The sequence below is a fragment of the Streptococcus sanguinis genome (genome assembly GCF_003943655.1).
Classification (GTDB): Bacteria; Bacillota; Bacilli; order Lactobacillales; family Streptococcaceae; genus Streptococcus; species Streptococcus sanguinis_F.
Genome location: NZ_RJMM01000017.1, coordinates 24,437 through 45,358, shown reverse-complemented (window position 1 = coordinate 45,358; position 20,922 = coordinate 24,437). Strand labels below are relative to the sequence as shown.

21 protein-coding genes are annotated in these 20,922 nt (G+C 45.4%); 16 read left to right on the top strand and 5 right to left on the bottom strand.

Going from position 1 to position 20,922, the window contains the following annotated elements; translation table 11 throughout:
* Positions 1-21: 21 nt before the first annotated feature.
* The 3 genes from glyQ to D8886_RS08015 are packed head-to-tail and all read left to right on the top strand — an operon-like array spanning position 22 to position 3,261.
* Entirely contained in the window at positions 22-939 is a 918-nt protein-coding gene (glyQ, locus tag D8886_RS08025; RefSeq protein WP_125435004.1) for a glycine--tRNA ligase subunit alpha, read from the top strand.
* A gap of 2 nt (positions 940-941) precedes the next feature.
* A complete protein-coding gene (gene glyS, locus D8886_RS08020) occupies positions 942-2,981 on the top strand; it encodes a glycine--tRNA ligase subunit beta (RefSeq protein WP_125435002.1) in 2,040 nt (679 codons plus the stop codon).
* Positions 2,982-3,003: 22 nt separating this feature from the next.
* A complete protein-coding gene (locus D8886_RS08015) occupies positions 3,004-3,261 on the top strand; it encodes a DUF896 family protein (protein ID WP_002916326.1) in 258 nt (85 codons plus the stop codon).
* Positions 3,262-3,318: 57 nt separating this feature from the next.
* On the opposite strand, the gene D8886_RS08010 is transcribed toward D8886_RS08015, so the two are convergent.
* Genes D8886_RS08010 through D8886_RS08000 form a run of 3 tightly spaced genes read right to left on the bottom strand, consistent with a single transcriptional unit; the run spans position 3,319 to position 4,297 of the window.
* Complete coding sequence (locus D8886_RS08010) at positions 3,319-3,495, bottom strand: hypothetical protein (protein ID WP_002914288.1); 177 nt, start codon at positions 3,493-3,495, stop codon at positions 3,319-3,321.
* Positions 3,492-4,034, bottom strand: a complete 543-nt coding sequence (locus D8886_RS08005) for a DUF3278 domain-containing protein (protein WP_111675379.1) — start codon at positions 4,032-4,034, stop codon at positions 3,492-3,494. The genes D8886_RS08010 and D8886_RS08005 overlap by 4 nt, the downstream gene beginning before the upstream one ends.
* A 47-nt stretch (positions 4,035-4,081) precedes the next feature.
* Positions 4,082-4,297 (bottom strand): helix-turn-helix transcriptional regulator, encoded by a 216-nt coding sequence (locus tag D8886_RS08000; protein ID WP_002896937.1) that lies wholly within the window; start codon positions 4,295-4,297, stop codon positions 4,082-4,084.
* A 200-nt stretch (positions 4,298-4,497) separates the two neighbouring features.
* On the opposite strand from D8886_RS08000, the gene rsmH reads away from it, so the two are divergent.
* The 13 genes from rsmH (at position 4,498) to pepC (ending at position 18,086) form a co-directional block, all read left to right on the top strand.
* Positions 4,498-5,448 (top strand): 16S rRNA (cytosine(1402)-N(4))-methyltransferase RsmH, encoded by a 951-nt coding sequence (gene rsmH, locus D8886_RS07995; RefSeq protein ID WP_002911280.1) that lies wholly within the window; start codon positions 4,498-4,500, stop codon positions 5,446-5,448.
* A gap of 7 nt (positions 5,449-5,455) precedes the next feature.
* Complete coding sequence (ftsL, locus tag D8886_RS07990) at positions 5,456-5,779, top strand: cell division protein FtsL (RefSeq protein ID WP_125435001.1); 324 nt, start codon at positions 5,456-5,458, stop codon at positions 5,777-5,779.
* On the top strand, positions 5,769-8,057 hold the full coding sequence (gene pbp2x, locus D8886_RS07985; protein WP_125434999.1) for a penicillin-binding protein PBP2X: 2,289 nt from the start codon (positions 5,769-5,771) through the stop codon (positions 8,055-8,057). Before ftsL ends, pbp2x begins: the two co-directional genes overlap by 11 nt.
* A 1-nt stretch (position 8,058) precedes the next feature.
* Positions 8,059-9,042, top strand: a complete 984-nt coding sequence (mraY, locus tag D8886_RS07980; protein WP_125434997.1) for a phospho-N-acetylmuramoyl-pentapeptide-transferase — start codon at positions 8,059-8,061, stop codon at positions 9,040-9,042.
* A 104-nt stretch (positions 9,043-9,146) separates the two neighbouring features.
* On the top strand, positions 9,147-10,490 hold the full coding sequence (locus D8886_RS07975; RefSeq protein ID WP_125434995.1) for a DEAD/DEAH box helicase: 1,344 nt from the start codon (positions 9,147-9,149) through the stop codon (positions 10,488-10,490).
* A gap of 258 nt (positions 10,491-10,748) precedes the next feature.
* Entirely contained in the window at positions 10,749-11,558 is an 810-nt protein-coding gene (locus D8886_RS07970; protein WP_185761274.1) for an amino acid ABC transporter permease, read from the top strand.
* Positions 11,558-12,301 (top strand): amino acid ABC transporter ATP-binding protein, encoded by a 744-nt coding sequence (locus tag D8886_RS07965; RefSeq protein ID WP_125434993.1) that lies wholly within the window; start codon positions 11,558-11,560, stop codon positions 12,299-12,301. Before D8886_RS07970 ends, D8886_RS07965 begins: the two co-directional genes overlap by 1 nt.
* A gap of 170 nt (positions 12,302-12,471) precedes the next feature.
* The gene (locus D8886_RS07960; RefSeq protein ID WP_002893522.1) at positions 12,472-12,696 is read left to right on the top strand and encodes a DUF4059 family protein; all 225 of its coding nucleotides are present in this window, start codon (positions 12,472-12,474) and stop codon (positions 12,694-12,696) included.
* 65 nt (positions 12,697-12,761) lie between these two features.
* Complete coding sequence (gene trxB / locus D8886_RS07955) at positions 12,762-13,670, top strand: thioredoxin-disulfide reductase (RefSeq protein ID WP_125434991.1); 909 nt, start codon at positions 12,762-12,764, stop codon at positions 13,668-13,670.
* A gap of 113 nt (positions 13,671-13,783) precedes the next feature.
* Complete coding sequence (locus D8886_RS07950; protein WP_125434989.1) at positions 13,784-15,244, top strand: nicotinate phosphoribosyltransferase; 1,461 nt, start codon at positions 13,784-13,786, stop codon at positions 15,242-15,244.
* Positions 15,241-16,065, top strand: coding sequence for an NAD(+) synthase (gene nadE / locus D8886_RS07945; protein ID WP_125331636.1), 825 nt, complete (start codon positions 15,241-15,243; stop codon positions 16,063-16,065). Before D8886_RS07950 ends, nadE begins: the two co-directional genes overlap by 4 nt.
* 47 nt (positions 16,066-16,112) lie before the next feature.
* On the top strand, positions 16,113-16,673 hold the full coding sequence (locus tag D8886_RS07940) for a GNAT family N-acetyltransferase (RefSeq protein WP_125434987.1): 561 nt from the start codon (positions 16,113-16,115) through the stop codon (positions 16,671-16,673).
* 78 nt (positions 16,674-16,751) lie between these two features.
* Positions 16,752-18,086 (top strand): aminopeptidase C, encoded by a 1,335-nt coding sequence (pepC, locus tag D8886_RS07935; protein ID WP_125434985.1) that lies wholly within the window; start codon positions 16,752-16,754, stop codon positions 18,084-18,086.
* A 77-nt stretch (positions 18,087-18,163) separates the two neighbouring features.
* Here pepC and pbp1a read toward each other — a convergent pair whose 3' ends face one another.
* Entirely contained in the window at positions 18,164-20,302 is a 2,139-nt protein-coding gene (gene pbp1a / locus D8886_RS07930) for a penicillin-binding protein PBP1A (protein WP_072074484.1), read from the bottom strand.
* Complete coding sequence (gene recU, locus D8886_RS07925) at positions 20,295-20,897, bottom strand: Holliday junction resolvase RecU (protein ID WP_002911298.1); 603 nt, start codon at positions 20,895-20,897, stop codon at positions 20,295-20,297. The genes pbp1a and recU overlap by 8 nt, the downstream gene beginning before the upstream one ends.
* Between the last annotated feature and the right edge of the window lie 25 nt (positions 20,898-20,922).

Sequence of the window (20,922 nt, the reverse complement as noted above, 5' to 3'; positions counted from 1 at the left end):
AAGAAACTTAAGGAGTAAATAATGTCTAAAAAATTAACATTTCAGGAAATTATCCTAACTTTACAGCAGTTCTGGAATGACCAGGGCTGTATGCTCATGCAGGCTTATGATAATGAGAAGGGGGCAGGAACGATGAGTCCCTATACCTTCCTGCGGGCTATTGGACCAGAGCCGTGGAATGCGGCCTATGTAGAGCCGTCTCGCCGGCCAGCAGATGGCCGTTATGGGGAAAATCCTAACCGTCTTTATCAGCACCATCAATTTCAAGTGGTTATGAAGCCTTCTCCAAGCAATATCCAAGAACTTTATTTGCAGTCTTTGGAACTCTTGGGCATCAATCCGCTGGAGCACGACATCCGCTTTGTCGAGGATAACTGGGAAAATCCATCAACTGGCTCTGCTGGTCTGGGCTGGGAAGTTTGGCTGGATGGAATGGAAATCACGCAGTTCACTTACTTCCAGCAGGTCGGAGGTTTGCCAACTCACCCGGTGACTGCTGAGGTGACTTATGGTCTGGAGCGTCTGGCTTCTTATATCCAAGAAGTGGACTCAGTCTACGACATTGAGTGGGCTGATGGCGTTAAGTACGGCGAAATTTTCACTCATCCTNAGTATGAGCATTCCAAGTACAGCTTTGAGGTCAGCGACCAAGACTTGCTCTTGGGGAATTTTGAGAAGTTTGAAGCAGAAGCTAAGCGCTGTCTAGACGAGCATCTGGTGCACCCGGCCTATGACTATGTTCTCAAGTGCTCGCATACATTTAACCTCTTGGATGCGCGTGGCGCCGTATCTGTGACAGAGCGGGCTGGTTATATCGCTCGTATTCGTAATCTGGCCCGTGTTGTGGCTAAGACCTTTGTGGCTGAGCGCAAGCGTCTAGGCTACCCACTTTTGGATGCAGAGACTCGCGAGAAACTCTTGGCAGAGGAGGGAGAATAATCATGGTAAAAAATTTATTAGTTGAATTAGGCTTGGAGGAAATGCCAGCCTATGTCGTGACACCGAGCATGAAGCAGTTGCGCGACAAGATGGGAGCCTTCCTGACAGACCATCGTCTGACTTTTGAGAAAATTGAAATGTTCTCAACGCCTCGTCGTTTGGCGGTTCGCGTGGTTGGCTTGGCGGACAAGCAGTCTGATTTGACCGAAGATTTCAAAGGCCCTTCTAAGAAAATTGCTCTGGATGCTGATGGCAACTTTACCAAGGCTGCTGAAGGCTTTGTTCGTGGCAAGGGCTTAACGGTTGATGACATTACTTTCCGTGAAATCAAGGGGGAAGAATACGTCTATGTGACCAAGGAAGAAATCGGCCGCCCTGTAGAGGAAATCATCCCAGCAGTGACCGAAGTTCTGCAAGCTCTGACCTTCCCTGTCAGCATGCACTGGGCCAACAATACCTTTGAATACATCCGCCCGGTCCACACCTTGACTGTGCTCTTAGATGAGCAGGCCTTTGATTTGGGATTCTTGGACATCAAGAGCGGTCGTACCAGCCGTGGACACCGTTTCTTGGGGAAAGAGACGGAGATTACTTCAGCAGATTCCTATGAAGATGATCTACGGTCTCAGTTTGTCATTGCCAGCCCTCTTGAGCGGGGTGATATGATTGTTGAGCAGATTCGAGCACTGGAAGAGGAGCACGGAGTTTCAATTGAGATTGACGAAGACTTGCTCAATGAAGTGTTGAATCTGGTAGAATATCCAACTGCTTTCTTGGGTAATTTTGATGCCAAATATTTAGAGGTGCCTGAGGAAGTCTTGGTAACTTCCATGAAAGAGCACCAGCGTTATTTTGTTGTGCGCGATGCTGAAGGCAAACTTTTGCCGCACTTCATCTCTGTCCGCAACGGAAATGCAGAGCACTTGGAAAATGTCATCAAGGGAAATGAGAAAGTCTTGGTGGCTCGTCTGGAAGATGGGGAATTCTTCTGGCGGGAAGACCAAAAACTGGCTATTGCTGACTTGGTTGAAAAGCTGGGCAATGTGACCTTCCATGAAAAGATTGGCTCTCTGGCAGAGCACATGGAGCGGACTGGCAAGATTGCTGCTCTCTTGGCGCAAGAAGCAGGATTGGATGCTGATGAGACAGCTGACTTGGCTCGTGCAGCGTCTATTTATAAGTTTGATTTGCTGACTGGCATGGTTGGTGAGTTTGATGAGCTGCAAGGTATCATGGGTGAGAAGTATGCTCTTCTGGCTGGTGAGAATGCTGCGGTGGCAGCTGCCATTCGGGAGCACTATATGCCGACTTCAGCCGATGGCGAATTACCTGATACCAAGGTCGGAGCAGTCTTGGCTCTGGCTGATAAGCTGGATACCATTCTGTCCTTCTTCTCAGTTGGGCTGATTCCAAGTGGTTCTAATGACCCGTATGCACTGCGCCGTTCGACTCAGGGTGTCGTGCGTATCTTGGATAAGTTTGGTTGGAATATTGACTTGGCTCAGCTTCTTGGTCGACTTTACGAACTCAAGTTTGATAGCCTAAGCTATGACAATCAAGAGGCGGTGCTGGACTTCTTCCGTGCCCGTGTTGAGAAGATGATGGATCGCAGCATTCCGAAAGACATCGTGACGGCTGTTCTTCAAAGCACTCACTTCGTTGTACGCGATTTGGTAGAAACAGCTGCGCTTCTAGCAGAAAAAGCTCAGGAAGCCAACTTCAAGTCAGCAGTCGAAAGCCTGTCTCGGGTCTTCAATCTAGCTGAGAAAGCCCAAGGGCAGACAGCTGTCAATCCAGCTCTCTTTGAAAATCAAGAGGAAAAAGACTTGGCAGCTGCCATTGAAGCAGTGGAGCTGACATCTGACTTAGCTACCAATCTGGACCAACTCTTTGCGCTTAGTCCAATTATTGACGCTTTCTTTGACCATACCATGGTCATGGCAGAAGATGAGGCTGTGCGTAACAATCGCCTAGCTCTCCTCGCATCTCTGACAGCAAAGGCTGGCCAGTTGGCGCAGTTTAATCAGATTAATACCAAATAAAAGGTAAGAGAGAGGTAGAATCATGGATCCTAAAAAAATTGAACGCATCAACGAACTGGCTAAAAAGAAAAAAACGGAAGGCCTAACTGCTGAGGAAAAAGTGGAACAAGCCAAGCTTCGTGAAGAGTACATCGAAGGCTACCGTCGTTCTGTTCGCCATCACATCGAAGGCATCAAGATTGTTGATGAGGATGGCAATGATGTGACACCTGAAAAATTGCGTCAAGTTCAGCGCGAGAAAGGTCTTCATGGTCGTAGTCTAGATGACCCAGAGTCTTAAGTAAATATAAAAAAATCCCTCGCTAGGAAGCTAGAAAGTTCCTGTCGAGGGGTTCTTTTATTCTTGTTTACGTTTTTTCAAAATACGGAGAGCTACATAGATGCAGCTAGCGATGATTGCTACATCCAGCCAGAAAATCCAAGGCTCTGTAATACGGAAAAAGAAATAAGCAGCGATGGCAATAATGAGGGATAGAATCCCTAAATCCATTTTTTCTTTGAGATTGAGTCTCATAGGTCTTCTTCCTCCTTTTTTTGTGCTTGACGAATCTTTCCTTTGGCAATGAAATGCATAATCAGTCCAAATCCAAGGCCTGCGGCTAATCCAGTTACAATAAGTTTAGGTTGAAGCAAAACTTGTAGGATATCTTTCTTTTCCATGACAGCTATCATGATGCCGAAGAGAGGGTAAAAGAGTAGCCAATAGGAGAAACCTGCTTTGAGACCAGCATGTTTCATAGCTTTTTCTTCTTTTTCATCCTGAAGTCCTAGCTCTAGGTCATCAATTCCTTTGCGCCGTGCTTGAATGACTATATAGACACAGAAGCCGAGGATAAGGATTTCCAGCAGGATAGGATAGGCAACAGCGATAATTTTGGGCCAGCGAAAGGCTAGGGGAAAGGCGATGGCATTGCCAAAAATCAGAATAAAGAAAAGCCAGATAAAGCCTATATTTCCTAGATGCTCAGCCTGTTGACGTTTTTGCTCGTCCAAAGGTCCAGTAATGCCGTAAAATCGTTTGATCATCTTGTCTGAGAATGTTTCTTTTTTCATGTTTGAGTCCTTTCTTTAGGTATGAAATTTGCTACAGGGAAAAACTCTTAGTCCTCTGAATCTTCATCTGTCAGCTGGGGTTCCCAAAAGAGGGCGTTGAGGTCAGTATCCAGCGCTCTAGCCAGATTGATACAGAGCTCGAGGGTGGGGTTGTATTTGTTGTTTTCAATCATATTGATAGTTTGCCGCGATACCCCGATAGACTTGGCCAACTCTAGCTGGGACATCTTTTTTTCTTTTCGAAATTCTTTGACACGATTCATTACACCCTTCCTTTCTAATTCTATAACTAATAACTTTCAGTAAGTTTGTCAGTTATATTTGACTTTTATTTTATGCTAGTATAATACTTTTCAAAAAAAGTGTCAAGTATATCTGACAAAAAATTTAAAAAAGGATTTCATCCGCTTACTTTTTCTTTTAAATTTTTTTTTGCTTTTGAATGTGATATAATAAGTAAGATATGACAAACGAATTTCATCACATTACGGTTCTTCTTCATGAAACGGTTGACCAGCTGGCGGTTAAGCCTGACGGCATTTATGTCGATGCGACCCTTGGCGGTGCTGGTCACAGCGAATATCTTTTGAGCCAGCTCGGAGACGAAGGGCATCTCTATGCCTTTGATCAGGACCAGACGGCTATTGACAATGCTAAAAAACGCTTGGCTCCATATGTAGAGCGGGGGATGGTGACCTTTATCAAGGACAATTTCCGCCACCTCAAGAGCCGTTTGCAAGAAGCCGGTGTGGAAGAAATTGATGGGATTTGTTATGACTTAGGCGTTTCCAGCCCTCAGCTGGATCAGCGTGAGCGTGGTTTTTCCTATAAACAGGATGCACCTTTGGATATGCGTATGAACCGCGAGGCAGCCTTGACAGCTTTTGAGGTTGTCAATCATTATAGCTATCAGGATTTGGTACGAATCTTTTTTAAATACGGCGAAGACAAGTTTTCTAAGCAGATTGCTCGCAAGATTGAGCAGGCTAGAAGTATCAAGCCTATTGAAACAACGACAGAACTGGCTGAAATTATCAAGTCGGCCAAGCCAGCTAAGGAGCTGAAGAAGAAAGGCCATCCAGCCAAGCAGATTTTTCAGGCCATTCGGATTGAGGTCAATGATGAACTGGGAGCGGCGGATGAGTCTATTCAGCAGGCTATTGATCTGCTGGCGGTAGACGGCCGGATTGCGGTCATTACTTTTCATTCGCTGGAAGACCGTCTGACCAAGCAGCTTTTCAAGGAGGCGTCGACAGTGGATGTTCCCAAGGGTCTGCCCTTTATCCCTGATGAACTGCAGCCTAAGCTGGAGCTGGTCAGCCGCAAACCAATTTTACCAAGCAAAGAAGAATTAGAAAGCAATAACCGGGCTCATTCCGCCAAGCTGCGCGTGGCCCGTAAGATACACAAGTGAGGAAGAAATGTCAGAAAAAAGACTAAACCCGCTTCNAGATCAGATGAGAAAATTTTCCCGAGTTGAGAAGGCCTTTTACGGCTCTATCGTTTTGACTGCCATTATTTTAGCGGTCAGCATCGTCTTTATGCAGACCAAGCTATTGCAGGTGGATCGGGATTTGACAGAAGTCAATACCCAGATTGAAGCGGAGCAGACAGAGCTAGCCGACCTCAAGCAGGAAGTCAATGAACTGACCCGCTATGAAAGGCTGTCCCAACTAGCCAGCTCTCAGGATATGAAACTCCAGAAGGGAAATCGTAAAACAGTGAGTTCAACGGATGAAGAATAGAATTTTTGAAAGAATTAAAAAATACGCCCTGAAAAATAGGCAAACTCCTGAATACAATCGGAGGCAAGTGGGAAAGAGCATGAGTATCTTAGCTATCTTTCTCTTTTTCGTTTTCTTGATTAATTTTGCCATTATTATCGGAACAGACCAGAAGTTCGGTGTTAATCTATCAAAGGGTGCAGAAGTAGTCCATCAAAAGACGGTCACAGTCGCTGCCCGGCGGGGAACGATTTATGACCGAAATGGTGTTCCCATTGCAGAGGATGCCACGACTTATAATGTCTATGCCATTATTGACAAGAGCTACAAGTCAGCTACCGGCAAGATTCTCTACGTAGAAGAATCCCAGTATGATAAGGTGGCAGAGATTTTCAATCAATACCTAGAGTTGGATAAGGACTATGTCAAAACCCAGCTGTCGCAGAAAAACCTCAAGCAGGTTTCCTTCGGGGCACAGGGCAATGGCATTACCTACAGTAATATGAATGCCATGCGGGAAGCCTTTGAAGCTGCTGGTATTGAAGGGATTGACTTTACTACCAGTCCTAACCGCAGTTATAGCAACGGTGTCTTTGCCTCCCAGTTTATCGGTCTTGCCCAGCTGCAGGAGGATAAGGAAGGCAATAAGACGCTGAAAGGGACTTCTGGCATGGAGCAGGCTCTGGATAGGATTCTTGCTGGTCAGAATGGGATTGTGACCTACGAAAAAGACCGGAATGGTAATGTTGTGCCTGGGTCAGAAAAGGTCTCTGTACAGGCAGAGGACGGCAAGGACGTCTATACAACGCTGTCGGCTGATTTGCAAACCTACCTAGAAACGCGGATGAATGCTTTTCAGGAAAAAGTCAAAGGTAAGTTTGTCAATGCAACCTTGGTCAGTGCCAAGACCGGCGAAATCCTAGCCACTTCTCAACGGCCGACCTATAATGCAGATACCAAGGAAGGCTTGAATGAGAAAAATCTGGGCAACTGGAACACCATGCTCTATCAAGGCCAGTACGAGCCTGGATCTACTATGAAGGTTATGACTTTGGCTTCAGCTATTGATAATGGCAGCTTTAATCCTAACGATACCTTTGACAGTAGAGAATACAAGGTCATGGATGCGACCATTCGGGACTGGAACGTCAACATGGGGATTTCAGAAGGGGAAACCCTGACCTTTGCCCAAGGATTTACCTATTCCAGTAACGTTGGTATGACCATTCTGGAGCAGAAGATGGGCAATGACAAGTGGCTGGACTACTTGAGTAAGTTTAAGTTTGGTCTGCCGACCCGCTTTGGGATGGGCAATGAAACCTATGGCTCCCTGCCAGGTGATAACTATGTTACGATTGCCATGAGTTCTTTCGGTCAAGGGATTGGTGTGACACAGGTGCAGATGCTTCGTGCTTTCTCATCTGTAGCCAATGACGGTGTCATGGTGGAGCCTAAGTTTATCAATGCTATCCATGACCCAAAAACCAATACAGCTCGTAAGACTGCGACGGAAATTATCGGAAATCCTGTCTCAGAAAAAGCGGCTCAAACCACTCGGGATTATATGGTTCAAGTTGGAACAGACCCTTACCACGGAACCCTGAATGTCGGTGGAGAACCTGTCATTCAAGTGGCTGGTCAGAATGTCGCTGTCAAGTCAGGGACCGCTCAGATCGCTTCTGAAAATGGTTATCTAGAGGGCGAGAACGACAATATCTATTCAGTTGTTGCCATGACGCCGGCAGAAAATCCGGAATTTATCATGTATGTGACAGTTCAGCAGCCCGAGGAAAAATTCCAGCCTATATTCTGGCAGGAAGTGGTCAATCCGGTCTTGGAAGAAGCAGTCGCTCTTAAAGACAGTCTTAATCTGACGACAGAGACGACTCCAGCTCTCGAAACAGTCACTGAAGAAACCAGCTATAAGATGCCATCACTGGAAGATCTGACCAAGCAACTAGGTCTGAAACATCAAGTCAGTCCTGGCGGTCTGGCAGATGAATTGAGTCGCAACCTAGTCCAACCAATTGTGCTGGGAACAGGTGGCAAGATTAAAAAAGTATCTGTCAAAGAGGGCAAAAATCTCAAGGCCAATCAGCAGATTTTGATCTTGTCAGATGATTTAGAAAGTCTGCCCGATATGTACGGCTGGACCAAGGCCAATGTTGAACGTTTTGCGAAGTGGCAGGGCATTGAAGTCACTTTCAAAGGAGAGGGCTCCAAGGTCGTCAAGCAGAGCGAGAAGACCAATACTTCGCTGAAAAATCTCAAGAAAATAACAATTACAATGGGAGACTAATATGCTTATTGCTCTTATTGCAGGAATCGTAACTTTTATCCTAACTATCATCGGCATTCCTGCCTTTATTCGTTTTTACCATAAGGCTCGTATCACAGGCCAACAGATGCACGAAGATGTCAAGCAGCATCAGGCCAAGGCCGGAACGCCAACCATGGGTGGCACAGTCTTTCTCTTGACAGCTGTTCTTGCCAGCTTTGTTATCGGTCTGTTTTCGCATCAGCTGTCCAACGGCTTGATCATGATTCTTTTTATCTTGGTCCTGTATGGTGTTGTCGGCTTTTTGGACGACTTTCTCAAGGTTTTTCGTAAGATCAACGAGGGTCTAAATCCCAAGCAGAAATTGTTTCTGCAGCTGGTCGGTGGAGTTGTCTTTTACTTCTTTTACAATCAGCACGGAGCTGGCGACCAGCTGAATGTCTTCACCATTCCTGTCCAGATAGGCTTCCTCTATGTCTTTTTCGTCCTTTTTTGGCTGATTGGCTTCTCCAATGCTGTCAATCTGACGGATGGAATTGATGGTTTGGCTAGCATCTCGGTGGTCATTAGTTTGGTGGCCGATGCTGTGATTGCTGTTGAGCAGAAGCGTTTTGATATTCTGATTATCATCATTAGCATGATTGGCGGCTTGCTAGGGTTCTTTGTTTTCAACCATAAGCCTGCTAAAATCTTCATGGGGGATGTGGGAAGCTTGGCTTTAGGCGGTATGCTGGCTGCTATCTCCATTTCCCTTCACCAAGAGTGGACCCTCCTCTTGATTGGTATCGTATATGTGTTTGAGACGACCTCTGTCATGATGCAGGTGACCTACTTCAAGCTGACCGGTGGCAAGCGGATTTTCCGGATGACTCCGGTTCATCACCACTTTGAACTTGGCGGCTTGAGTGGTCATGGCAAGGAGTGGAGCGAATGGAAAGTCGATTTCTTCTTCTGGGGAATCGGCATCGTGGGCAGTCTCTTGACCCTAGCCATTCTATATCTATAGCAAGAAGCGAGTTTCAGACTCGCTTTTCTGCTTCTTAGGTTTGAGGGGGAGCAGGATGGCAGTTTTTTTGGTATAATAGTTAGGATAATAGAATAGAGGACAAGATGAAATTTACAGAATTTAAGTTTAAAGAATATATTCAGGAAGCGCTTAGGGATTTGAACTTCGTTGAAGCGACTCCAGTCCAAGAAAAGCTGATTCCTGTGGTATTGTCAGATCGGGATTTGGTCGGTGAGTCCAAGACAGGCTCTGGGAAGACCCACACGTTTTTGCTGCCAATCTTTCAAATGCTGGATGAGGAAGCAGACAGCGTGCAGACTGTTATTACAGCCCCAAGTCGGGAGCTAGCAGCCCAGATTTATCAGGCGGCTCGGCAGTTAGCTAGCTTTTCTGAAAAAGAGATTCGGGTGGCCAACTATGTCGGTGGGACAGACAAGGCTCGCCAAATTGGGAAGTTAGAGTCCAGTCAGCCTCATATCGTCATCGGAACGCCGGGGCGGATTTATGACTTGGTAGAGTCTGGCGATTTGGCCATTCACAAGGCCAAGACCTTTGTCGTTGACGAGGCAGATATGACACTGGACATGGGCTTTTTGGCGACGGTTGATAAGATTGCAGGCCGGCTGCCAAAAGACCTGCAGTTTCTTGTTTTTTCAGCGACCATTCCACAGAAGCTTCAGCCTTTTTTGAAAAAATACCTGTCTAATCCAGTCATTGAGCAGATTAAGACCAAGACGGTCATTGCGGACACCATTGAAAACTGGCTCTTGTCAACCAAGGGACGAGATAAAAATGCCCAGATTTATCAAATCAGTCAGCTCCTACAGCCTTATCTGGCTATGATTTTCGTTAATACCAAGACGAGGGCAGATGAGCTGCACAGCTATCTGACAGCTCAAGGACTCAAAGTTGCTAAAATTCATGGAGATATTGCTCCGCGGGAGCGCAAGCGCATCATGAATCAGGTCAAGAATCTGGATTTTGAGTACATTGTCGCTACTGACTTGGCCGCGAGGGGGATTGATATCGAAGGTGTCAGCCATGTTATCAACGATGCCATTCCTCAGGACTTGTCTTTCTTTGTCCATCGGGTAGGCCGAACCGGCCGTAATGGACTTAAGGGCACAGCCATTACCCTCTACCAGCCGAGTGACGACTCAGATATTCGGGAGCTGGAAAAGATGGGGATTAAGTTCATTCCCAAGATGATAAAAGATGACGAGTTCCAGGATACCTACGACCGAGACCGTCGAGCCAATCGGGAAAAGAGCCGGGAGAAGCTGGACACAGAAATGCTGGGGCTGGTCAAGAAGAAAAAGAAAAAAATCAAACCAGGCTACAAGAAAAAAATCCAGTGGGCGGTGAACGAAAAGCGCCGCAAGACTAAGCGAGCAGAGAATCGTGCACGTGGCCGGGCAGAGCGTAAGGCTAAGCGCCAAATCTTTTAGTGATATACTTTTCTTATCGCTGCGATAAGAAAAATATATTAGTCTTTGTGAGATAGATATGATAGACTAGTGAAACTAGTCTATTTTTATATTGGGCTTAATGCGGTCTATTTGGTATTTGGCTACAGGATATTTGGACAGACCGCTCATATTTTAATTATCAAAAAGGCCGTAGCTTGCTAGTCCAAGTGGAGCAAATTCTTTGTTTTGTTCCAGATTTATGTTAAAATATTTCATTATCAAGAAAAGGAAGTAATAATGGTGGTTACAACTTATCTTCTGACAACTGGTTGGTATGAGGAGTTTCTCAAGATCATTCCAAATGGTAAATTATTTAGTTTAAGGGCTGTTTTTGAGGCCATTCCGGGCATTTTGCAAAATCTGCCCATCACCCTTCTTTTGACGGTGGGTGGTGCAGTCTTTGGTATTCTGCTTGCCATGGTTTTTGCAGTCGTCAAGATTAATCGGGTTAAAGTCTTGTATCCGATTCAGGCTTTCTTTGTCAGCTTTCTGAGAGGAACGCCTCTGCTGGTCCAGCTCATGCTGACCTATTTTGGGATTCCTTTGTTGCTCAAGGCTATCAATCAGCAGTATGGCACAAGCTTTAATATCAACGAGATTCCAGCGTCTGTCTTTGCGATTGTTGCCTTTGCTTTCAACGAAGCGGCTTATGCCAGTGAGACCATCCGGGCAGCAATCTTGTCCGTAGATCCGGGAGAAATCGAGGCTGCACGTAGCTTAGGGATGACCAATAAGCAGGTTTATATGCGTGTCATTATCCCCAATGCAGCAGTGGTAGCGACGCCTAGTCTGATTAATTCCCTGATTGGCTTGACCAAGGGGACTTCTCTGGCTTTTAGTGCTGGTGTAGTGGAAATTTTTGCCAAGGCGCAGGCTATCGCAGGGGCAGACTACCGTTATTTTGAGCGTTTTATCTCGGTGTCGCTGATTTATTGGGCAGTCAATATTCTCATTGAGCAACTTGGCCGCTGGATCGAAAAGATGATGGATATCAAGCAGCCGGATAAATTTGAATCGCTTCAGCAAGCAGAAGGAGAAGGAATCTGATGATTAATATTTCACATTTAAGTAAGACTTTTTCAGGTCAAAAGGTTCTGGATGATCTCAGTTTGGAAATTCAAAAAGGCGAAGTGGTAGCTTTGATTGGCTCTTCTGGTGCTGGGAAGTCAACCTTTCTCCGCAGCCTCAACTATCTGGAACAGCCTGACAGCGGAAAGATTACTATCGACGGCTTCAAAGTGGATTTTTCAAGGATTTCCAAAGATGAGATTTTGCTGCTGCGCCGCAAGCTAGCCATGGTCTTTCAGCAGTTTAACCTCTTTTCCCGCCGGACTGCTCTGGAAAATGTCAAGGAAGGTCTGTTGGTTGTTAAGAAACTGTCAGACCAAGAAGCGACTAAGCTAGCCAAGGAAGAGTTAGCAAAGGTTGGCTTGTCAGACCGAGAAAATCACTATCCTAGACATCTGTCAGGCGGTCAGAAGCAGCGGGTGGCCTTGGCAAGGGCTTTGGCTATGAATCCAGATGTTCTTTTGCTAGACGAGCCGACCTCGGCCTTGGATCCCGAGTTAGTCGGAGAAGTAGAGAAATCGATCGCTGATGCAGCCAAGTCTGGCCAAACCATGATTCTGGTCAGTCATGATATGTCCTTTGTCGCTCAGGTGGCTGACAGGGTGCTCTTTTTGGACAAGGGGAAAATCATAGAGTCTGGGACACCAGATGAGATTATCCATCATCCAAAGGAAGAAAGAACCAAGGAATTTTTTGCTAGTTACAAACGAACCTATATTTGATATAATAGAGACAGTGAAGGCTCAGTTGGCTAGACCAGCTGAGTTTGTTTTCAGTCTCAGCATACTGTGGAGCAAACTTTCTTATCTAGTTGGTGTTTTATGCTAACGGTTAGGTTTGGAGTTGTTCTTATTTTTGTAGAATAAGGCTGATTGACCTTTGAGGAGTTGACATGTTAGATCAAATATTTGCACTTTATATCGAGAGCTTGCTTTATACAGCAGTCGGTGTAGGGATCATTGCGGGTTTATGGATTGGACTGCGGATGATTCGCCGCAAGGACAAGACAGCCAAGGAGCGCCAGAGTCATCTGTACGATGTCCTTCTGATTGTCATTATGACGATTCCAGTCCTGTCTTTTGCGACGCTGGGCTTGCTCATTGTCCTAAAAGCTTAAATGCTTGTAAAACTGTAGAAAAGTTGTTAGAATAATTCTAGTTACAACAAGGAGAAAGAAGAGTTATGTACGATACAATTATTATTGGAGCTGGGCCTGCCGGCATGACAGCTGCCCTCTATGCAGCCCGCAGTAACCTAAAAGTTGCCCTGCTGGAGCGTGGTATTCCTGGCGGTCAGATGAACAATACTGCTGACATTGAAAACTACCCAGGCTATGCCAATATCAGCGGTCCAGAGCTAGCAGAGAAAATGTTTGAGCCTCTTGAGAATCTAGGGGTAGAACATCTCTTTGGCCTAGTAGAAAAAATTGAAGATCGGGGCGATTTTAAGGAAATCATCACAGAAGATGAGCGTTTTGAAGCTAAAACAGTCATCGTTGCTTCTGGTGCTAATCATCGTCATCTGGGGGTTCCTGGCGAGGAAGACTACAACAGCCGCGGGGTTTCCTACTGTGCGGTCTGTGACGGCGCCTTCTTCCGTAATGAAGACCTGTTGGTTGTCGGTGGTGGTGACTCAGCGGTAGAGGAAGCTATTTTTCTGACGCGTTTTGCAAAAAGTGTGACCATTGTTCACCGTCGTGATGAGCTGCGAGCACAAAAAGTGCTGCAGGATCGCGCCTTTGCCAACGAAAAGATTCGCTTTGTCTGGGATTCTGTGGTGGAAAGCATCCATGGTGATGAGCGTAAAGTGACTGGCGTAACCTTCAAGAATGTCAAGACAGGTGAAACTAGCCAAGCAGATTTTGGTGGCATCTTTATCTATGTCGGCCTGGATCCAGTTAGTGAATTTGCTGCGGACTTGGGTATCACTGATGAGGCTGGCTGGATTCTGACGGATCATCAGATGAAAACGTCAGTAGCCGGTATTTACGCTGTTGGTGATGTTCGCCAGAAAGACCTGCGCCAGATTACGACGGCTGTTGGCGATGGTGCCATTGCCAGTCAGGAAGCCTACAAATATCTTACAGAGTAAGCATAAAAATATAAGCTAAGCAAGTGTGTCTATTCAAGTGAGTTGACAGGATTTGCTTAGCTTTTTTGGAATTATGATATAATAAAAGGTATCTAGCGTAAAGGAGCAAGAAGATGTACCCAGATGATAGTTTAACTCTACACACTGATTTGTACCAAATCAACATGATGCAGGTTTATTTCAAGCAAAATATTCACAACAAGCATGCGGTTTTTGAAGTTTTTTTCCGTAAGAATCCTTTTAATAACGGCTACGCGGTCTTTGCGGGCTTGGAAAGAATTATTTCCTATCTCAATAATCTGACGTTCAGCCAGAGCGATTTAGATTATTTGCAAACCCTGGGCTATCACGGAGAGTTTCTGGATTATTTGCGAAATCTCAAGATGAGCCTGACCGTAAGGTCTGTTCAGGAAGGTGATTTGGTTTTTGCCAATGAGCCAATTGTGCAGGTAGAAGGTCCACTGGCTCAGTGTCAGCTGGTTGAGACTGCTATTCTCAATATCGTTAATTTTCAGACGCTGATTGCCACCAAGGCAGCTCGTATCCGCTCTGTTATCGAAGATGAGCCTTTGATGGAGTTTGGAACTCGCCGTGCCCAAGAAATGGATGCTGCTATTTGGGGGACTAGGGCTGCGGTGATTGGCGGAGCGAATGGAACCAGCAATGTTCGGGCTGGCAAGCTCTTTGATATCCCAGTCTTGGGAACCCATGCCCATGCTCTCGTTCAAGTCTATGGAAATGATTATGATGCCTTTAAAGCTTATGCTGAGACTCATCATAACTGTGTTTTCCTAGTAGATACCTACGATACATTGCGTCTAGGTGTTCCGGCAGCCATTCGGGTGGCGCGTGAGCTAGGAGACAAGATTAAGTTTCTGGGTGTCCGCATTGATTCGGGAGACCTAGCCTATATTTCTAAGAAAGTTCGGCAGCAATTAGATGAAGCTGGTTTTCCTGATGCTAAGATTTATGCGTCCAATGATCTGGATGAAAATACCATTCTCAACTTGAAAATGCAAAAGGCTAAGATTGATGTCTGGGGTGTGGGAACCAAGCTCATTACGGCCTATGACCAGCCGGCTTTAGGAGCAGTATATAAGATTGTTGCTATTGAAGATGAGACTGGAGAATTACGCAATACCATCAAGTTGTCCAATAATGCCGAAAAAGTTTCGACCCCAGGTAAGAAGCAGGTTTGGCGCATTACCAGTCGCGAAAAAGGGAAGTCCGAGGGAGACTACATTACCTATGACGGCCTTGATGTCAATGGTTTGGAAGAGCTGGAAATGTTCCATCCGACCTATACCTACATCAATAAAACGGTCAAAAATTTTGATGCCGTACCGCTTTTGGTGGACATTTTCCAAGAAGGGAATTTGGTTTATAATCAGCCGACTTTAACTGAGATCCAAGCCTATGCCCGTAAGGAATTTGATAAACTTTGGGACGAGTACAAACGAGTTCTCAATCCACAGGATTATCCAGTTGACTTGGCTCGAGATATCTGGCAGGATAAGATGGACTTAATTGACCAGATGCGCAAGAAAGCCTACCAGACAGGAGCAGAAAAATGAGTCTACAAGAGGAAATCATCGCTCAATTGGGCGTCAAACCAGTCATAAATCCGGAGGAAGAAATCCGCAAGTCGATAGACTTTCTCAAGGCCTATCTGAGGAAGCACCCTTTTTTGAAAAGTTATGTTCTGGGAATTTCTGGTGGTCAGGATTCTACTTTGGCTGGCCGCTTAGCTCAGATGGCTGTAGAAGAAATGCGGGCTGAAACTGTAGATGATGGCTATCGCTTTATCGCTGTCCGCCTGCCTTATGGTGTCCAGGCAGATGAAGATGATGCGCAAAAGGCTCTGGCTTTTATCCAGCCTGATGTTAGTCTGACAGTCAATATCAAGGAATCCGCCGATGCTATGACAAAGGCTGTGGAGGCAACAGGTGCCAAAGTCTCTGATTTTAACAAGGGTAATATCAAGGCGCGCAGTCGTATGATTGCCCAGTATGCTCTGGCCGGTTCTTACAGCGGGGCTGTCATTGGGACGGATCATGCAGCAGAAAATGTCACGGCCTTTTTCACTAAGTTTGGTGATGGAGGAGCAGATATCTTACCACTTTACCGTCTCAATAAGCGTCAAGGCAAGCAGCTTTTGGCCGCCTTAGGAGCGGATCCGGCTCTCTATGAAAAGGTGCCGACGGCTGACTTGGAAGAAGAAAAACCTGGGATTGCGGATGAAGTCGCTCTGGGAGTGACCTATAATGAAATTGATGATTATCTTGAAGGTAAGTCCGTTTCAACCCAAGCCCAAGAAACTATCGAATCTTGGTGGCATAAAGGTCAGCACAAACGCCATTTGCCAATTACAATTTTTGACGAATTTTGGAAGTGAAAATCTCTATCGAATCTTTTTAGTCTGAGCCAAGAAACGAGGAAGCTATGAAAAAGATAGGTACACAGTCCATTGAAACCAAACGTCTTTTGCTAAGACCTTTTCTGGAAACGGATGCACAAGCTATGTATGACAACTGGGCTTCTCGTCGGGATAATTTGCTGCATGTGACCTGGGATGCTCATAAGAGTCCTGAAGTCACCCGACAGTCTATTGCTCGCTGGGTTGAGAATTATCAAAACATGGATTTTTACAAGTGGGCCATCTGCCTGAAGGAAAAACCTGATTCTGTCATTGGGGACATCAGTGTGGTGGACATGGATGAGGCAGTCAATGCTTGCGAGGTCGGTTATATTTTAAGTAAAGACTATTGGGGACAAGGATTGATGACAGAAGCTTTGAAAGCTGTTTTGAACAACCTCTTGCAAGACGCAGGTTTCAATCGTGTCACAGCAAGATTTGTAACAGCCAATGCAGCTTCTGGGCGTGTCATGGCCAAAGCTGGCATGAGCTACGAAGGCACTTTCCGTCAGGCTGTATTTCATAAAGGACAAGTCAAAGATTTTTCCGTCTATGGAATCCTAAAATCCGATTTAGAAAAAGGCTAGGACTCTCTTGTCCAGCCTTTTTACTTGCGCTCCTTTTTTAAAGTTCTATAATAGATGTATAATGACAAGGAGGATTCTATGCATTCGTTAGAACAAAATTTTACAGATAAGCTGTATGCTGCTTATGAGGCCAATCCCAAGTTTGCAGCAATGGAAAATGCTATCAGTCACAATGGCCTTTTGACTTCTTTGGAGAAGCGAAGCGCTGCCGTGGAAAATACACCAGTTTTTTCACTAGATCTCACGAAAGATAAGGTCAGTGACCAGAAAGCTTCAGGGCGCTGTTGGATGTTTGCAGCTCTTAATACCTTCCGCCACAAGGTGATTGCTGGTTTCCAACTGGAGGATTTTGAGCTATCTCAAGCCCATACCTTCTTTTGGGATAAATATGAAAAATCCAACTGGTTCTTAGAGCAGGTGATTGCGACGGCTGACCAAGAATTGACTAGCCGTAAGGTCAAGTTTCTCTTAGATACGCCTCAGCAGGATGGTGGTCAATGGGATATGGTCGTGGCGCTTTTTGAGAAATACGGCGTCGTGCCTAAGTCCGTCTATCCAGAGTCAATCTCTTCCAGTGACAGTCGCGAGCTCAATCAGATTCTCAATAAGCTCTTGCGCCAGGATGCGCAGATTTTGCGAGAATTAGTGGTAGAAGGAGCAGACTTGGCAGAACTTCAGGCTAAGAAAGAAGAGCTCCTCCAAGAAGTCTTTAACTTCCTAGCTATGAATTTAGGCTTGCCACCTCTCCAGTTTGACTTTTCTTATCGAGATAAGGATAATCATTTCCATAGTGAGAGAGGATTGACACCACAGACCTTTTATCAAAAATATGTCAATCTTAAGCTAGATGACTATGTTTCTATCATCAATGCGCCGACTGCAGACAAGCCTTATGGTCGGTCCTATACAGTCGAGATGTTGGGAAATGTCGTTGGCAGCAAGCCAGTCCGTTATTTGAATGTTGAAATGGATCGGCTAAAAGAGCTGGCTATTGCGCAAATGCAGGCTGGTGAGACCGTTTGGTTTGGCTCGGATGTTGCTCAGTCTAGCAATCGTAAGGCCGGTGTTATGGCAGAAGGGATGCACGATTTCTCTGCTAGCATGGATATTCAACTAACTCAGGACAAGGCTGGTCGCTTGGACTATAGCGAAAGCCTCATGACCCACGCCATGGTCTTGACAGGGGTAGACTTAGATGAGAATGGCAAGGCTAAGAAATGGAAGGTCGAAAACTCTTGGGGTGAAAAGGTTGGTAACAAGGGGTATTTCGTAGCCTCTGACGCTTGGATGGACGAATATACCTATCAAATCGTCGTTCGTAAAGAATTTCTGACAGCAGCAGAATTAGCTGCTTATGAAGCAGAGCCTATTGTCTTGGCTCCTTGGGATCCCATGGGGGCTTTGGCAAAGTAAGCTTTGATGAGAGAGTAAGAAAAGAGTAAGAATGAAAAATTCTTACTCTTTTAGTTTGTATTCTAATCTTCGTCTCTCTAGTCATTTCCACCATCACCAGAAGATGAGTCATTGTGGCTAGAAGAGCTATTGTTTGAATCGCCAGAATGCTCACTGGAAGCTGATGTGTCAGAGCTAGCTTCTGTACTGTAACTGCTATAGCTAGAATAGTTATAATACTGCTGGTTATTGTAGTAACGGTTATAGCCAGTACCACTATTGAGATAGACATAAGAGCCACTGCGGTAGAGACCATCCGGCATTTCCCAATCTTCTGAAGCAGAGCCGTCTTGAGCTAGGTAAAGCATCATTTCGCGGTAGACATCTGTTGCAACCTTAACCCCGTCATCAAGGATTGGTGTCAGGCGGTTAGAGTAGCCGGTCCAAACAGCCATTGAATACTTAGGCGTGTAACCAACGAAGAGCTCGTCTGGTGTGACAATGCTAGAGTAGTAGTAAGGCTTGGTCAGCTTGGCTAATTCGTCGTCAGCATAGTTGGAGGTTCCGGTCTTACCGGCCTGATAAACCCCAGAAATTGCAGCATTTGTACCTGTACCAGACTGCAAGACTGTTTTCATCATGTCGGTCATCATGTAGGCTGTCGTTTCCTTCATAGCCTTGGAACCATTGTTGGAGAAGGTCTTCTCCGTTCCGTCACTGAAGACAACGCGATTGACATACTGAGGCTTGTAGTAAGTACCACCATTGGCAAAAGCAGCATAGGCAGCAGCCATTTTTTCACTGCTGGCTCCGTATTCGTTGCCGGATTTGCTGGTATTACTTGAAAAGGCATTAACATAGAACATTTCAGGATAGTTAATCCCAATACGATTTAGGAACTTGAGGGACTCATCCAAACCAACGGCTTCCAGCGTTTTCACGGCAGGAACGTTACGGGATTCCTGAATAGCGTATTGAATCGTCATCCCGCCATAATATTTCTTATCCCAGTTGTAGACTGGTGTGCTGGAATACGGGAAGTTATATGGAGCATCCGTGATAGGAGCAGCTGTCGAAGTATAGACTTCATTTTCCAGAGCTGGAGCATAATCGGTGATTGGCTTCATTGTTGAACCGAAATCACGGTTGGTTTCAACAGCTTGGTTGGTACCAAAGGATACGTTGGTAGATTGGTTACGAGAACCGAGCTGGGCAATGACTTTACCAGTTTGCACATCCATAACAGTGGACGCAACCTGCATTTCGTCATCTGGATAAGCTACATAGTCTCCTGTGTTGTAAATATCCCAGAGTTTCTTTTGGGCATCAGTGTTGACATTTGTATAGACTTCCATACCAGTTGTCAGGACATTGTAGCCAGTCTCTTCTTCTACTTGTTCAATTACTTCCTTAAGATAATTATCCATGTAAGCAGGATAGCTAGTGGAAGCTTTCAAGCTTTGAAGTCCATCGGTTACAGGGGTATTCTTAGCTTGTTCATACTGCTCATCTGTGATGTACTTGAGATCATGCATCTCACGAAGTACCAGATTACGGCGGTTGGTCGCAGCCTCTGGGTGAGTGTAAGGGTCATATTGGTTAGGTGCCTGAGGCATACCTGCCAGTAGAGCTGTTTGGTGTAAGCTCAAGTCTTTTAGGTCCTTGCCATAGTAGCTTCGGGCTGCTGTTTGCATACCGTAGTTACTGTTGGACATGTAGACTTTATTGACATAATAGGTCAATATTTGCTGCTTGGTCGCTTTACGCTCAAGCTGTGCGGCCAGCCAAGCTTCTTGGATTTTACGTGAAAGAGTCGCATCCGAAGAAGAGGTTGAGAAATAGGACAGCTTAATCAATTGCTGGGTCAGAGTTGATCCCCCTTGGCGACCTCCGCGGATGTTGCTAACAAGGGCACCTGCAATCCGAATAAAGTCTACCCCGCGGTGATTAAAGAAGCGATGGTCTTCAATGGCGACAATGGCGTTGACCAAATCCGTAGGAATTTCACTTGTTTCAGCATTGACCCGCTTTTCAGCGCCTAGGTCTGCAATCAAATTGTTATTGCTGTCAAAAATCTTACTGGATGTGGTCGCGATTAGGTCTTTTTCAGAAAGCTTAGGAGCCTTGACCGCATAGTAGGTAAATACCAAACAGCCAATCACGAATCCAATCATAAGCAGGGTTATAAGTGCACTTGCAAGATATTTCAAAGCCTGCATAAGAGTTTGTTTATTCATTTATAATACCACCTAGTAGTTTTTGTTCGATAATTTCAAGATAAGGGATGCTGGGAAGCTGTTGCATTTCAATCGGATAACCATGCTCTTGAATGTAAGTTAGAGGCATGGACTTCCCTCCCTTGTCGATCTTGTAAAACTCAATTAAATAAGAAGCGGGAAGCAGGTAAGTCTCCCTTAAGCTGGAAAAATGCAGTAAGACAAAGCAGATGCCCTTTTGCTCAAGGACTGCCTCCATGTGCTCAATCTGATGCGAATGAAAATTTTTCATGGGCATCGATTTTTTCTGTCGGGTTTCCTTGGCTTCAAAGTCAATATAATGGCCCTTGTAGACACCAGAATAGTCTGTTGTGGAAGCTTGCCGAAAGTAAGCCTCTACAATCTTGGCTCGGCTACGGTGCGGATAATCAACCTTGACAATCTGAATGGGGGTAGGCTTTTTATGGATGACAGCGAGTCCTCTGCTTAGATAGTAGCTGTTGGATTCGTTGATCATCTTTTCAAAAGACATCCCACGATTGGCAAAGTTAATCATGCCGGGAACTGGCCTATTGATACTGCTTTTTGCCTTTAGCTTATGCGGATAGTTGACCATAAAACTCCTTATTGGTACAATAGCA

Excerpts from the sequence above, each read along its gene's own strand:
- glyS (WP_125435002.1), top strand. The coding sequence starts at position 942 with ATGGTAAAAAATTTATTAGTTGAATTAGGCTTGGAGGAAATGCCAGCC.
- D8886_RS08015 (WP_002916326.1), top strand. The coding sequence starts at position 3,004 with ATGGATCCTAAAAAAATTGAACGCATCAACGAACTGGCTAAAAAGAAA.
- D8886_RS08010 (WP_002914288.1), bottom strand. The coding sequence starts at position 3,495 with ATGAGACTCAATCTCAAAGAAAAAATGGATTTAGGGATTCTATCCCTC.
- D8886_RS08005 (WP_111675379.1), bottom strand. The coding sequence starts at position 4,034 with ATGAAAAAAGAAACATTCTCAGACAAGATGATCAAACGATTTTACGGC.
- D8886_RS08000 (WP_002896937.1), bottom strand. The coding sequence starts at position 4,297 with ATGAATCGTGTCAAAGAATTTCGAAAAGAAAAAAAGATGTCCCAGCTA.
- rsmH (WP_002911280.1), top strand. The coding sequence starts at position 4,498 with ATGACAAACGAATTTCATCACATTACGGTTCTTCTTCATGAAACGGTT.
- pbp2x (WP_125434999.1), top strand. The coding sequence starts at position 5,769 with ATGAAGAATAGAATTTTTGAAAGAATTAAAAAATACGCCCTGAAAAAT.
- mraY (WP_125434997.1), top strand. The coding sequence starts at position 8,059 with ATGCTTATTGCTCTTATTGCAGGAATCGTAACTTTTATCCTAACTATC.
- D8886_RS07975 (WP_125434995.1), top strand. The coding sequence starts at position 9,147 with ATGAAATTTACAGAATTTAAGTTTAAAGAATATATTCAGGAAGCGCTT.
- D8886_RS07970 (WP_185761274.1), top strand. The coding sequence starts at position 10,749 with ATGGTGGTTACAACTTATCTTCTGACAACTGGTTGGTATGAGGAGTTT.
- D8886_RS07965 (WP_125434993.1), top strand. The coding sequence starts at position 11,558 with ATGATTAATATTTCACATTTAAGTAAGACTTTTTCAGGTCAAAAGGTT.
- D8886_RS07960 (WP_002893522.1), top strand. The coding sequence starts at position 12,472 with ATGTTAGATCAAATATTTGCACTTTATATCGAGAGCTTGCTTTATACA.
- trxB (WP_125434991.1), top strand. The coding sequence starts at position 12,762 with ATGTACGATACAATTATTATTGGAGCTGGGCCTGCCGGCATGACAGCT.
- D8886_RS07950 (WP_125434989.1), top strand. The coding sequence starts at position 13,784 with ATGTACCCAGATGATAGTTTAACTCTACACACTGATTTGTACCAAATC.
- nadE (WP_125331636.1), top strand. The coding sequence starts at position 15,241 with ATGAGTCTACAAGAGGAAATCATCGCTCAATTGGGCGTCAAACCAGTC.
- D8886_RS07940 (WP_125434987.1), top strand. The coding sequence starts at position 16,113 with ATGAAAAAGATAGGTACACAGTCCATTGAAACCAAACGTCTTTTGCTA.
- pepC (WP_125434985.1), top strand. The coding sequence starts at position 16,752 with ATGCATTCGTTAGAACAAAATTTTACAGATAAGCTGTATGCTGCTTAT.
- pbp1a (WP_072074484.1), bottom strand. The coding sequence starts at position 20,302 with ATGAATAAACAAACTCTTATGCAGGCTTTGAAATATCTTGCAAGTGCA.
- recU (WP_002911298.1), bottom strand. The coding sequence starts at position 20,897 with ATGGTCAACTATCCGCATAAGCTAAAGGCAAAAAGCAGTATCAATAGG.